Below are 12,842 nucleotides of genomic sequence, written 5' to 3'. Positions count from 1 at the left end.
AAAGCCCCAGCGGGGCGACACCTTATCTGTGTGGATAAGGTGTCGCCCCGCTGGGGCTTTTGTATTTGCAATGACTGTTGCTGCTACCAATATGCCGCCCCGCCGGGGCTCATGGGCAACTACAGCTACTTCACTTCCTCGAAATCCACATACTCGCCGCCCTTAAACTCGGTGGGCTCGTCCTTGGCGCGGCGCGGCGTGGGTGGCACGTAGTCGATGTGGACTTGGCCGGGTGCTTCGCGGCCGGGGGGCGGCGGGGCGGCGCCACCGAAGGGCGCGCCCCCGAACTGCTGGGCGTGGCGGCGGGCCTGCTTCTGCAGAAAGCCTACTACCAGATACCGCATCAGCAGCGGCAGCACAAAGCGCACCACCAACGCCAGAACCAGAAAGACCAGCAGGATTTTGATGAACATAGAAAAGCCGGGAGTTAGGCGGGTTGAAAGTAGAAATCGGCCGTGACGGCGCTGTTGAGCTGGGTTTCGGTGCACGGTACCAACTCAGAACGCTCCGACAGCACAAATGGTTTGTAGCCCAGCTCGGCCAGAGTAGCCACCACGGCGCGGCGGTTATCCAGCCCGTTGAGCTCAGTCTGGATGAGCGGCCGGAACCGGCGTAGCGTGGCCTGCATGTTGGCAAATACCACGTGCTCGAAGCCTTCCACGTCGCACTTCACGAAATCGAGCCGCGGCAGGTGGGCCAGCAGGTCGTCGGGCACGCGCATGGGCACCTCGTAGGTGCGGGCGTAGTGCTCGTCGGGGTTGCTGGAAGCTACTTTGGTCATGCCGTGGTGGAGCAGGCCGTTGCGCTCGGGCGTGCCCATCTGCACGGTGGTGTTCTCACTGCCCAGCGCGTAGGGCAGCAGCGTGAGGTTGTCGAGGCCGCTCAGCTTCACGTTGTCCTGCCAGATAACCTGGAAATCCGGAATCGGCTCAACAGCCAGCACCTGCCCATCGGGCCCTACCAGCTTGGATAGCGCCACCGAGTAGTAGCCCAGGTTGGCCCCGATATCGAGGCACACAAAGCCGGGCTTGATGATCTGCTGCAGGAAAAACAGCTCCGGGTATTTCTGCCGGCCCCAGCCTGCGCCCACCAGCCGCAGGTACACGCCGCTCACGAAACGAATGTAGCGCTCGAAGCCAAGCGTGCGGACCAGAAGTTTGCGGAGTGCTTTCATAGGAACCACAAAGATGCCGGAAAGCCCGCAAAATCCGGCGCGGCCTTTTCCGGGCGCGCATCACTCCCGCCAGAGCAGCCAATGGGCACCGTGAGCATTCCGCACAAAAAATGCGGCCAAGTGTTGCGTAGATTTCCGCCGGCTTTCTATCTTTGCTGCCCCTGACGGATACGCCGCCTCGGAAATGCCTCTTTAGCTCAGCTGGTAGAGCAGCTCATTCGTAATGAGCAGGTCGTTGGTTCGAGTCCAATAAGAGGCTCACACACAGAGAAAACCCGGAATTCACTTAGCTGATAACAGCCGTGAGGTTCCGGGTTTTCTGCTTTTTCAGCCAACGCCAGTTTGGTTGGCGCACACCTTTTCAGCGGTTGATACGGGCCGACTTTTGAAGCCAGCGTAAGCCTCAGCGGTTCGTCGTGTAGGTTTTATTTTGCCCGCCCACGCCGGTAATTTTCACCGATTGCCAGCCGGTGGGCAGCGTGGTTTTGCTTTGGGTGATGCCCGTGGGCGTGATGTTCAGCCCGCCGAAGCCCATGAGCACGGCCTGCAGCACGCCGCCCGCACCGGTGGCGAAGTAGGGGTTGGTGCCGCCTTTGGTTTCGGCGATGACGCGGAACGGCGGCAGCAGGTTGGGCACGTAGGAATCCTGGAAGAACAGCCGGGCCTTATCGGCATTGCCGAGGCGGGCGTGCAGCAGCGCGAAGATGGCCTGCGTCATGGCGGGAGTGCCTTCGTTCGGGACGCGGGTTTCGTAGTATTCCAGGTCTTTGCGCACCTGGGCCGGGGCCGTGATGACGCCCAGCGGGTATGCCAGCAGGTTTACGTCGCCCTGCTTGATGCCCTCGCCGTTGTAGGTGGCGTGCTCCCGCGTGACGCCGTCCGGGAATTGCAGAAGCGGGATGTTGCGGGCCACCAGCTGCCAGTCGGCGTTGGCGGGGAGGTTGAGCAGTTTGGCGGCGGCGGCGGCGTTTTGCAGGTTTACGCGGGCGGCGGCGTTGGTGAAGGCGTTGTTGTCCACGTTTTCCGCCCATTCATCGGCGGCCACCACGTTTTTGATGTCGTAGTGGCCGGGGCCGTTGCGCTCCACGCGGCTGGCCCAGAAGTCGGCGGTGGCCTGCAGGATGGGCCAGCCCTTCTCGCGCAGCCACGCCTTGTCCTGGGTCACGCAGTAGTACTGCCAGGCCGCCAGGGCCACGTCGGCGGTGATGTGGTGCTCGAACGGGCCGCTCAAGGCCCACACTGGGGTTTCCTCCACGCCCGTATCGGCGCTTTCCCAGGGGTACATGGCGCCCTGGTAGCCGTGGGCAAAGGCATTGCGGCGGGCCGCTTCGAGGCGGCGGAACCGGTATTCCACCAACGATTTGGCAATATCAGGGTGCAGCACCAGCAACGCCGGGAACATCCAGAGGTCACTGTCCCAGAACACGTGGCCGTTGTAGCCCAGCCCCGAAAGCCCCATCGGCGAGGGCGAGTAGTCGGTGCCGGCCCGGGAGAAGCTGTAGAGGTGGTACATCATGCTGTGCACATCCTGCTGGGCTTGGGCGTCGCCAGTAATCTGGATGTCGCTTTGCCAGAGTTCGTCCCAGGCTTTGTTATGAAACGCTAGCAGCCGCTCGCGGCCTTCCAGGCGGGCGAAGATGGTGAGCCGCTCGGCCTCGTTGAGCGGGTCCTGGTGGTGGGCCGAGGTGATGCTGGAGCCCGCCACGGCATAGGCGTAGGTCTGGCCGGCCTTCAGCTGCTTGCTGAACTTCATCAGGTGCTGGTTGCTGTCCCACATTTCGTGGATGACGCGCGGCTCCTGCCCGTGCGGCTCGCCAAACAGAAAGCTGGTAGACGCGCACAGCTGCAGCTTGCCCGTACTGCTCTTGGCCGACGACGTGAGCAAGCTCAGCGTGGCGTGCGGCCGGTCGATTTCGTTGTAGTAGTTCTGCACGTCGCGCAGGGCGTCGGGCGCATCCATCACGCTGGCCGCCGCTATGCTCACGTCTTTTTTGGCCGTCACCGACACATCGAGCAGCACCGTGTAGGGCAGCTGGCGCAGGGCGTAGTAGGTGTACTTGATGGTGGCTTTGTCAGCGTAGTCGAAGGTGGTGGTGAGCGAGGCGTGGCGCATGTCCAGCTCCTGCCGGAAATTGGTGGCGTCGCGGCCCGAGAGGCGGCGGCCGTCCACTTCCAGGTACATGTTCAGCAGGTTGAAGCTGTTGAGAAAATTGCTCACCCGGCCCCGGCCGTATTGGTCGTAGGCCCCGGCCAGCACCACGCTCTTCACCTGAAACGGCTCCGGCGAAGACACAATGCCCAGCATGCCGTTGGCCACCGTGGCCCCGTAGTAGTTGCGCGGGTCGATGGTGCTGGCCGTGATACGCCAAGGGTCGGGGGCAGCAATAGCCTGGGCGGCGGTTTGCGGCGGCTTTATCAGCAGGAGCGCCAGCAGCGCTACCGGGAGTGTCAGGAGCGGATTTCGGGGCATAACGGGTGGGAAAGGATGAGGAAAGAGAATAAGTAAACGAAGGCAGGACAGGCACCACGGCGGCCTGGCCCGCAAAACACGAAACGCAGCCGTATTCCGCACCCCTAAAGGCAAGTTAGCCCGGCATCGTCCGGGTGCCCCAGGTGCGGGTAAAGCGCCAACAGGTATGCTTCGCACACAAACAGGCCGCTGGCTGCTGCCGAGTGGCAGCCACCAACGGCCTGCTATGTGCTACCGGGAGAATGTTAGACGTTGGCTGGTCGCCCCGACCAGGCAAGTAGCAGGCCAGCACGCAGGAGCAGATACTACCGCTGTCTGCTGCTTGCTCAGCCAAGGCGACCAAGCGCGGCCGTTAGTAGCCGGGGTTCTGGGTGATGTTGCTGTTCACGTCTACCTGGGTCTGTGGAACTGGATACACCAGGCACCGAGGGTTGCTCTGGGGCTTGTCTTTGCGGGCTTGCAGGAACCGGCCGAACCGGATCATGTCCTGCCGCCGCCACGACTCACCGTACAACTCCCGCCCCCGTTCAGCCAGCAGCACATCGAGGCTCAGGGAGCCTAAGGTACTGGCCCCGCGCGAAGGATGGGTGCGCAGCGTGTTGACGATGGCCAGGGCCGTGCCACCGTAGCTACCGGCGCTGGTGGGCGTGCCGCCACGCAGGATGGCTTCGGCCTTCATCAGCAGCACGTCGGCCAGCCGAAAGCTCACATGGTCATTCTCGGCACCGTTGCCACCCGCAGCTTCGCTTGTGTAGTCCACGGGATACTTCACGGGCCGGATACCTTTGGCTTCCAGGTCGGAACCGGTTTCAGAAAGGTTGATTTCCCGAGTAAAAATCAGTGGTGCCCCGCCCCGGGTGGTAAGTAGGGCGTCGGTGGTCAGGTTGTACTGCTGGCCCGCCAGAAAGCCCACGTTGATACGCCGGCCAGGATTTGGCGGCCCACCGGCTACGTCGTAGGCCACACCACGGCGCTTGTCAGTGGCCTCAAACAGGTCGTAGAACTCGGCCGTCGTGGCCGGACCATTGTAGCCGTCCACGGGCCGCATGTTGTAGTGCGACACAAACTTCCAGAAGTCGCGCGTGGGGCCGCTGTTGCCGAAGGTATTGGCCTGGGTGAAGATGTTCTCACGGCCAATGGCTGTATTGTTGGGCGCGAAGTTGTCGAAGAAGTTGGTCGTGAAAGTGTAGCGGTTGCTGTTGATTATCTCGTCGGCCAGCCGTATTACCTGGTTCATGTCGGCGGCGGCAAAAGTTGGCGAAGCCCGGTTAGCGTACACACCCTTGTTGAGGTAGCACTTCATCAGCAGCACCCGGGCAGCGTCCTTGGTGGCGCGGCTGACCGGTGCATCCGGCAGGTCTGTCTGAATCATGTTCAGCTCGCTCACGATAAAATCGAGCGCCTCGGTGCCCTTTCGGACCTTGGAATTTTGCGACAGGTCCTCGCCCGGTTCGCGGTACAGCACCTGGTCGTACATGTCCAGCAGCAGATACGTAGCCCAGGCCCGCAGGAACCGCGACTCGGCCGCCTGCTGCGTGGTTGGCGAGAAGCGCAACAGGTCGGTGGAAGAGTAGATGATGCCTTCCAGTTGGTTGAAGGTGTCGCGCACCCGCTCATTGTTGGGGTCCCAGGTATGATTGAATAGGGCCCGCCATTTGCCGTTGTCGTCCCAGTCAGGGCCGCGCGTGGGCATGATACGGGCGTCGGTAGACACTTCCTGAAGCGCGAATACGCTCACGCAGCCCTGAATCGGGTCACGTTGGGCATTGTATACGCCCTGGAGCAGCGCTGAAGGGTCACCCCTCGGAATCTGGTCCTCCGTGAGTTGACCTTCAAGGGTTTCGTTGATCTCGCAGCTGCTGGCCATCTGTAGTAAAGCCAGCAGGGCCGCCACACCGGTAATCTTGGAGTATTTCATGGTGAGACTCAATTAGAGGTTAGAGATTGAAGTTAACGCCGAACGTAAACGTGCGGGCGCTGGGGTAAGGCAGGTAGTCGATACCGGAGGAGGGCACCTGATTAGCCTCGCGCTTCACCGTATTAACTTCCGGGTCAAATCCGTCATAGCCAGTGAATACAAGCAGGTTCTGCCCCGTTACGTACACGCGAGCACCCTTCACGAAGCTGCCCAGATTGCCAAAGCCGTAGGAGACTGTCAGGTTGGAGAGTTTCAGGAAGTCGCCTTTTTCCAGGTAGCGCGTCGAGGCCGATCCGGCGTTGCCGGTCGCTTCTTTGACTGGATTTTCAAACGTAGAGAGGGCAATATTCTTCTGACCGCCTATCTGGCCCACGTTACCAAACGCATTGAGCGTGTTGTTGTAGATGTAGTGACCGAAGGCCCCGGTCATGTTAGCGACAAGGGAGAGTTTGCCATAGCGCGCATTGGCACCCAGGCCCAGCAGCGTGGTAGGGTTGGGGCTGCCCACGAAGGCCAGTACCCTTGGACTGTTGGGTGTACCGTCAACTGTGACATAATTCGAGTTTCCCTGCTCATTGATACCCAGGTACTGCTCCAGATAAAAGGCGTTGATGGGCTGCCCGTTCTGGATTCGCTGCGAAGTAGCCCCCGACAGGCCCTGCCCATTGATGGCCCCAGTTATGATGGGCGCACCCACCAAATCCGACACCTCGTTGCGGATGAAGGTCGCATTGACGTTGAAGCCTACATCTACTTGCTCGTTGCGTACCAAGGCAGTGGTCAAGGCCATTTCCACCCCTTTATTCACGATTTTGCCATCCAAGTTGCGCCACTGAATCGTTTGCACCGGCGGCGCGGGCTGGCCTGGCACGGTAGGAAAGAGCAGGTCGGAAGTGACTTTGTTGAAATAATCAGCCGCAAAGGTGAGGCGGTTATCAAATGCTCCGATATCAACACCGACGTTAAACTGAGCATCGGCCTGCCATTTCAGGGCGTCGTTTCTGGCGTTGAGTGGGGATTGGGCCCCGTTATCATTAAACGAAAAGCGGCCCTGCGCCGAGCCGGCCGGGAACTCCTGGTTGCCAGTCAGGCCGTAGCCGGCCCGCAGCTTCAACTGGCTGAGCTTCTCGGCCGGAAAGAACGACTCCTGACTCAGGTCCCAGGCGACGGCAAACGACGGGAAGTAGCCCACTTTGTTGTCGGGGCCGAACTTGCTGCTTTCGTCACGGCGCAGGGTGCCGGTCAGCACGTAGCGGTCCTTGAAGTTGAAGATGGCCCGCCCGAAGTAAGATTGCAGCGCCGACGAGGGGTCAATGAACGATGTGATCCGGCGGTTACCAGCGGCCGAAGCCTGAAGATAGTTGGTGTAGTCGAGGCCGAAAGTTCCCAGCGAACCTCCAAATCCTCTTATGGCAGGGTCAGGATTACCATACGCGCTGACGCCGAACCCCGCATTAGAAAACGTCGTGTACTCGTAGCCAAGTACTGCATTCAGGTTCAGGTCGGTAGCTATTGCCTTATTAAAGTTGAGTGTATGCACCATTTGCTGGGTGATCAGCTCATTGCTGCTGATGGCGGCAAAGCCCTGGTCCAGTAGGCCGGGATAGGTAATGAGGCGCTGGTCGATGGACGTGCGTCGTTCCCCGGAGTTGTAATTCACGCTCAGCAGCATCCGGTACTGGAGCCAATCGGTGAACTTATAAGAGGGCGCGATGCTGGCCAATATGGTGTTTACCCGCGCCTCGTCGTTGAAGTACTCCGAGGCGGCCAGTGGGTTCACCACCGAACCTTCCTCCACATCAAGGGAGCCATCGGACCGGCGCAGAGGCCGCGTGGGGTTCCACTGCAACGCCTGCCCGATGAGGCTACCCCGGAAGCCAGCGTCGGTTGTGATATTGGCCAGCTTTTCTTGGAACTGACTGGTGGCGATGTTTATATCAACGCCCAGCTTTTTGCTTTCCAAAAACTGAAAGTTGGTGGAGAGGTTGGCGCTATACTTTTTGAAGCCAGTTTTGCGCACAATGCCTTTCTGGTCGAGGTAGCCGAGCGAGAGGCGGTAGCGCCCGGTTTCGCCGCCGCCGCTCATAGCCACGTTGTAATTCTGCAGGTAGCCGGTGCGCAGAATTTCGTCGAGGGCATTTACATCGCCGCCTTTATCAGGATTACCGGCGCTGCCAACGGCGCCACTGGTGGGAACACCGTAGTAGCGGATAGCCTCGCGAAACTGGCTGGCGTTCAGAAACTCGGGGCGGCGTAGTAGCGTCGAGAAGCCGGTGGATGCGCCCACACTGAGTACTGGGGCGCCCGAATTGCCTTTTTTGGTGGTGATAAGCACCACGCCGTAGGCAGCGCGCGAACCGTAGATGGCCGTGGCCGAGGCATCCTTCAGAACAGTGAAGGTTTCGATGTCATCGGGGTTGAGGAAGTTGAGCGGGTTACTGTCGGCGCCGGCTCCAACGTCGGCTGAGGCTACCAGGCCGGGCCGGGCGGTGCGGCCATCAAGCGGCACGCCATCCACCACGTACAGCGGCTGACCGGTGCCTGTCACGGCCGAGTTGCCCCGGATGCGGATGGTAGACGGGCCGCCGGGCTGGCCACTGTTGTTGCTCACCTGCACGCCCGATACGCGGCCCTGCAGCAGTTGGTCGGGCGAGGTGAACGTACCCCGGTTGAAGTCTTTTTCGCCAATTACGGCCACAGCGCCGGTTACGTCCTGCTTGCGGGCCGTGCCGTAGCCGACTACCACCACGTCGCCGAGAGCCTGGGCATCCTCACGCAGCGTTATCTGCACCGACGTTTTGTCGGTGATGTTGACCTGCTGAGCAGAGTAGCCCACAAAAGAAAAGTTGAGCGTGGTAGCCGTAGCGGGGGCCTGCAGCTCAAAGCGGCCATCGGAGCCGGTGCTGGTGCCTACCGTAGTTCCAGCCACCACCACTGTCACGCCCGGCAACCCGTTGGATTGCGCATCTACCACGCGCCCCGAAATGGCGCGGGTCTGGGCCTGGCTCAGCAACGGCAGCAGCACCAGCAGAATACTGAGTAGCAGCAGCCGAAAGCCCGCAGGATGCCGCAGCCCCGCCAAAGCGGCCGGCTGCACATCCGAGTTGTACTGTTTGTACCAGTTATGGCTCATAAGTGAAAAGGTGAAAGTGTGGGAATGGGTAAGCTGGCCGGGGTTGAGCCCGGTTTCCATCGAAGGCTTCCGGCTTCGGACACGCGCGGCGTGCCATTTGGAAGCGGAAGCAACAGACCAGGCCGCAGCCCGGCAGAACAGGCCTCGCCGCTTGCTGGCGGCAGCTACGCAGGTGGCCGTAGCCAGCCTGCAGTGGCGCAGGCTTAATGGGTAGGCGTAGTGTGTGGCGTCATTGGGAGTAGGGAAGTGAGTGAATGAAAAAAGAGGCAGAAAGGCCCTGGACTACCATTAAGGCACCAGGGGTTGGCGGAGGTCAGCGAGGTGCAGGGCGGTTATCTGGGCCGGGCCACCATCGGTACTGAGCGTGATGCGACCAGCGTGCTGGCGCGGAAACACCAGGTCGGTGAGGGTCACTTCGCCGTCCTGCGCAAACACCTCCACCACCGACTTGTCCACCAGCAGCCGCAGTTGCAGCTGCCCGTCGCGCAGGGGCACGCGCGCCGATTCAAGGCTGCTGGCGAACAAGGGGTGAAAGGCGACGTTGCCCGATTGGGTGCGGTCGAGGGTCAGTTCCTGGCGGGCCACGTCGTAGCGGAGCGTGGTGCGCTCGGTTTCGCTCTGCAGCACATTCAGGGTCAGTATTTTGGCCGCACCGGGCTTCAGCGTCAGCTCCAGGTCGTAGGACTCGCCCCGGAACGGCAGTTCGTAGCCGGCCGCGCCGGGCTTGAGGACCTGGTTTTTCAGGGTCAGCACCTCTTTGCCGATTTTGCGCAGCTCCGGCACCGGCTGCTGCACCAGCGCCAAGCCCTGAGCGGTACGGCGCAGGCTCAGCTCGCGTGGCACCGCAAAATTGCCGCGCCACTCGGTGCCGGTGGGCACGTCGCGGGCGTAGGCCCAGTCGTTGGTCCAGCCCACCAGAATGCGGCGGTTACCGGGCGCGTCGTTGAAGGTCACGCCGGCGAAGAAATCCTTGCCGAAATCGAGGTAGCTGGGCTCCTCGTAGGGCTGGTCGGGCGTGAATTTCTTGCCATCGAAGCTGCCCAGAAAGTATTGCTGCCCCCGGAACTGCTCGGTAGGGTTGCCAGCCGAAATCAGCAGCACCCACTTGGTGCCGCCGCCGGGCACGGGCAGTTCAAACAGGTCGGGGCATTCCCACTCGCGCACTGTGTTGCCGGCCCGGCCCCAGCGGCTCAGAAAGGTCCAGTTTTTCAAGTTCTTCGACTCGTAGAGGTACACCTCCTGGCGGTCGGCTTTCACGGTGGCCATCACCCATTTCTGCTGCGGCGCATACCAGAACACCTTGGGGTCGCGGAACTCCTTGCTGTCGATGTCGAGCACGGGGTTTTGGGCGTAGCGCTGCCAGGTTTGGCCGTGGTCGAGGCTGTAGGCAATATTCTGATGCTGGCGCAGCACCACGCCCGGGCGCTCCACGTGGCCGGTGTAGAAAGCCACCAGGCCGTCGGTCTGGCCTTTCGGAAACAGGCCGGAGGTGTTGTCCTTGTCGGCCACGGCGCTGCCCGAGAAGATCATGGTGTTGCTGCCGTCGGGGTTCTTGTACTCCGTGAGGGCCACGGGCTGGGGCGTCCAGCGCAGCAGGTCAGGGCTGGTGGCGTGGCCCCAGCTCAGGTGGCCGGGGTCGGCGCTGAAGGGGTTGTACTGGTAGAACAGCTGGTACTGCCCGTTGCTGTAGATCAGGCCATTGGCATCGTTGATCCAGTTTTTGGGGGCCGTGAAGTGATACACCGGCCGGTAAGGGTCGGGCGCAGCAGTTTGGGCCGCACACGGAAGCGTGCCGAGCAGAACCAGAGCGCAGGAGAGAATGGATTTCATAGAAAGGAAAAGAGACAAAGCAGATCAGACGGCCGGCGCGGCATTAAGCAGGTTGCGTACCTGGCTTTCGGAAATGGCGGGCGTGGCGCCGTGGCAGCTGGCTACCAGCGAGCCGGCAGCGCAGGCGAAGGCCAGGTATTCGGCCGGGGCCTGCCGGCCGCGCCAGCCCCGGATGAGGGCCGCCAGAAAAGCATCGCCGCTCCCAATGGTGTCCTGCACCTGCACCGCAATGCCGGGGCTGCGGTAGAGCTGGCCGCCGGTCCAGAGCACGGCCCCGTCGGTGCCTTTGGTCACGCACACGGCTTCCAGCTGAAAACGGGCCGCCAGCCACTCCAGGGCCGTTTCTTCGGCGGCGCTGGCCCCAAACCAGCCCATAATTTCCAGTAGCTCGTGGTGGTTGAGCTTCACCAGATCGGCCTGCCGCAGCAGGTAGGTCACCACGTCGCGGGAGTAGTGCGGGGGGCGCAGGTTCACGTCGAACACCTTCAGGTGGGCCTGCTGGAGCAGGCGGTACAGCGTTTCACGCGTTACGGAGCTGCGGGCGGCCAGGCTGCCATACACGAACACCTCCGAGGCCTCGACCAGCTCGCTCAGGTCAGGTGCGTACTGGATGTAATCCCAGGCCACTGGCTGCACAATCTTGTAGGTCACTTCCTGGCTGTCGCTCACGTTGGCTTTCACCACGCCGGTGAGATGAGTTTCGCCCTGCTGCACGTAGCGGGTGCTCAGGCCTTTGCTCTCCACAAATTCACGCAACTCAGCCCCCAGCTCGTCGTGGCCCAGCCGGCTGATGAGCTGCGCCTCCAGGCCGAAGTTGTGCAGGTGCACCGCCACGTTCAGCGGGGCCCCGCCCGGCTGTTTTCCTGTAGGCAGAACGTCCCACAGCATCTCTCCAAAACAGGTAATAGCCATGTGTGGTGGGTTGAGAGGTTGGCAGATTGGTGGAGTGGCGGGTTGGCAGACTAATGCATCACCAGCACCCGTTCGGCGCTTTCGAGGCTGGTGCCTTTGGTTTCGGGCATGAAGCGCCACACGAACACCAGCTGCAGCACCATCATGGCGCAGAAGAAGGCGAAGGTGTTGCCGCCGCCCAGCTTTTCGGCGAAGTAGGGGAAGGTGAAGGCAATGGCCGTGGCCATCACCCAGTGCGTGGAGGAGCCCAGCGCCTGGCCTTTGGCCCGCACGGCGTTGGGGAAGATTTCGGATATGAACACCCAGATCACGGCGCCCTGCGAGAAAGCAAAAAAGGCAATGTACACGAACAGCAGCACCGGCACGAGCACGCCCCCAAACTGCTGCGCGTAGAAGGCCCGGGCCACCAGCCCCAGCGTGGCAATCAGCCCCACCGAGCCCACCAGCATGAGCGTGCGCCGCCCAAACCGGTCAATCAGGTTCACGCCGAGCAGCGTGAAAATGAAGTTCACGAGCCCGATACCGGCCGACGACAGCAGCGCCGCGCCTTGGCCCAGACCCGTCATTTCGAAGATGCGCGGGGCGTAGTAAATGATGGCGTTGATGCCCGACACCTGGTTGAAAAAGGCAAATGCCACGGCCAGCAGCACCGGCGTGCGGTATTGCGCGGCCCACAGCGACTCGCTGTGGTGGGCCGTGTCGGCCTGGCTGGTGAGGATGGCGGCCGCGTCGGCATCGACGGTGGCGGGGCTGATGCGGGCCAGCACCTGCCGGCCCTCTTCCAGGCGGCCGTGCAGCAGCAGCCAGCGGGGGCTTTCGGGCACCCGGAACAGCAGCAGAAGGAAAGCCAGCGCGGGCACGGCCTGCACGCCCAGCATCAGGCGCCACGAATGCTCGCCGAGGCCCGCCAGCAGGTAGTTGGAGAGGTAGGCGACCAGAATGCCGGTGACGATGTTGAACTGAAACAGCCCCACCAGCTTGCCCCGCGAGGCGGCCGGCGAAATCTCGGAGATATACAGCGGCGCCGTGACCGACGACGCCCCCACGCCCAGCCCGCCCAGAAACCGGCACACCATAAACAGCCCCCAGCCCGGCGCCAGCGCCGTGCCCACCGCCGACACCAGGTACAGCGCTGCAATGCCGCGTAGCGTCTGGCGGCGGCCCAGCTTATCGGAAGGAATGCCGCCGAAAATGGCCCCGATAACCGTCCCGATCAGGGCAATGGAAATGGTGAAGCCGTGCTCGAAGGCGCTCAGGTTCCAGAGCTGCTGAATGGCTTTCTCAGCCCCTGAAATCACGGCCGTATCGAAACCGAACAGGAAGCCGCCGAGCGCCGTGACAATAGACCAGAAGAGTACGTTGCGAGGGAGCATAGCCGAAAAAGTTTTCGTAAACCTCCGGCTAT

8 protein-coding genes and 1 tRNA gene are annotated in these 12,842 nt (G+C 61.9%); 1 reads left to right on the top strand and 8 read right to left on the bottom strand.

The window, feature by feature from the left end:
* Positions 1-125: 125 nt before the first annotated feature.
* Both O3303_RS17080 and O3303_RS17075 read right to left on the bottom strand, forming a co-directional pair.
* Positions 126-413 (bottom strand): DUF4834 family protein, encoded by a 288-nt coding sequence (locus tag O3303_RS17080; RefSeq protein ID WP_269559582.1) that lies wholly within the window; start codon positions 411-413, stop codon positions 126-128.
* A gap of 14 nt (positions 414-427) precedes the next feature.
* Entirely contained in the window at positions 428-1,174 is a 747-nt protein-coding gene (locus O3303_RS17075) for an FkbM family methyltransferase (RefSeq protein WP_269559581.1), read from the bottom strand.
* 186 nt (positions 1,175-1,360) lie between these two features.
* Here O3303_RS17075 and O3303_RS17070 point away from each other — a divergent pair.
* Positions 1,361-1,433: transfer RNA gene (locus O3303_RS17070), tRNA-Thr, on the top strand.
* A 144-nt stretch (positions 1,434-1,577) separates the two neighbouring features.
* Here the strand turns inward: O3303_RS17070 and O3303_RS17065 are convergent.
* From O3303_RS17065 to O3303_RS17040, 6 genes are all read right to left on the bottom strand, one after another.
* Positions 1,578-3,644, bottom strand: a complete 2,067-nt coding sequence (locus O3303_RS17065; protein ID WP_269559580.1) for a kojibiose hydrolase — start codon at positions 3,642-3,644, stop codon at positions 1,578-1,580.
* Between the two features lie 352 nt (positions 3,645-3,996).
* Positions 3,997-5,562: a RagB/SusD family nutrient uptake outer membrane protein gene (locus tag O3303_RS17060; RefSeq protein ID WP_269559579.1), complete on the bottom strand. Its 1,566-nt coding sequence runs from the start codon at positions 5,560-5,562 to the stop codon at positions 3,997-3,999.
* Between the two features lie 19 nt (positions 5,563-5,581).
* Positions 5,582-8,695, bottom strand: a complete 3,114-nt coding sequence (locus tag O3303_RS17055) for a SusC/RagA family TonB-linked outer membrane protein (protein ID WP_269559578.1) — start codon at positions 8,693-8,695, stop codon at positions 5,582-5,584.
* Positions 8,696-8,983: 288 nt separating this feature from the next.
* Complete coding sequence (locus O3303_RS17050; protein ID WP_269559577.1) at positions 8,984-10,525, bottom strand: glycoside hydrolase family 32 protein; 1,542 nt, start codon at positions 10,523-10,525, stop codon at positions 8,984-8,986.
* 24 nt (positions 10,526-10,549) lie between these two features.
* The gene (locus O3303_RS17045) at positions 10,550-11,413 is read right to left on the bottom strand and encodes a carbohydrate kinase family protein (RefSeq protein ID WP_269559576.1); all 864 of its coding nucleotides are present in this window, start codon (positions 11,411-11,413) and stop codon (positions 10,550-10,552) included.
* Positions 11,414-11,487: 74 nt separating this feature from the next.
* The gene (locus O3303_RS17040; RefSeq protein ID WP_269559575.1) at positions 11,488-12,810 is read right to left on the bottom strand and encodes a sugar porter family MFS transporter; all 1,323 of its coding nucleotides are present in this window, start codon (positions 12,808-12,810) and stop codon (positions 11,488-11,490) included.
* Positions 12,811-12,842: the final 32 nt, after the last annotated feature.

It is taken from the genome of Hymenobacter canadensis (genome assembly GCF_027359925.1).
Lineage (GTDB): Bacteria > Bacteroidota > Bacteroidia > Cytophagales > Hymenobacteraceae > Hymenobacter > Hymenobacter canadensis.
This window is presented reverse-complemented; position numbering and strand designations above follow the sequence as displayed.

Excerpts from the sequence above, each read along its gene's own strand:
- O3303_RS17080 (WP_269559582.1), bottom strand. The coding sequence starts at position 413 with ATGTTCATCAAAATCCTGCTGGTCTTTCTGGTTCTGGCGTTGGTGGTG.
- O3303_RS17075 (WP_269559581.1), bottom strand. The coding sequence starts at position 1,174 with ATGAAAGCACTCCGCAAACTTCTGGTCCGCACGCTTGGCTTCGAGCGC.
- O3303_RS17065 (WP_269559580.1), bottom strand. The coding sequence starts at position 3,644 with ATGCCCCGAAATCCGCTCCTGACACTCCCGGTAGCGCTGCTGGCGCTC.
- O3303_RS17060 (WP_269559579.1), bottom strand. The coding sequence starts at position 5,562 with ATGAAATACTCCAAGATTACCGGTGTGGCGGCCCTGCTGGCTTTACTA.
- O3303_RS17055 (WP_269559578.1), bottom strand. The coding sequence starts at position 8,695 with ATGAGCCATAACTGGTACAAACAGTACAACTCGGATGTGCAGCCGGCC.
- O3303_RS17050 (WP_269559577.1), bottom strand. The coding sequence starts at position 10,525 with ATGAAATCCATTCTCTCCTGCGCTCTGGTTCTGCTCGGCACGCTTCCG.
- O3303_RS17045 (WP_269559576.1), bottom strand. The coding sequence starts at position 11,413 with ATGCTGTGGGACGTTCTGCCTACAGGAAAACAGCCGGGCGGGGCCCCG.
- O3303_RS17040 (WP_269559575.1), bottom strand. The coding sequence starts at position 12,810 with ATGCTCCCTCGCAACGTACTCTTCTGGTCTATTGTCACGGCGCTCGGC.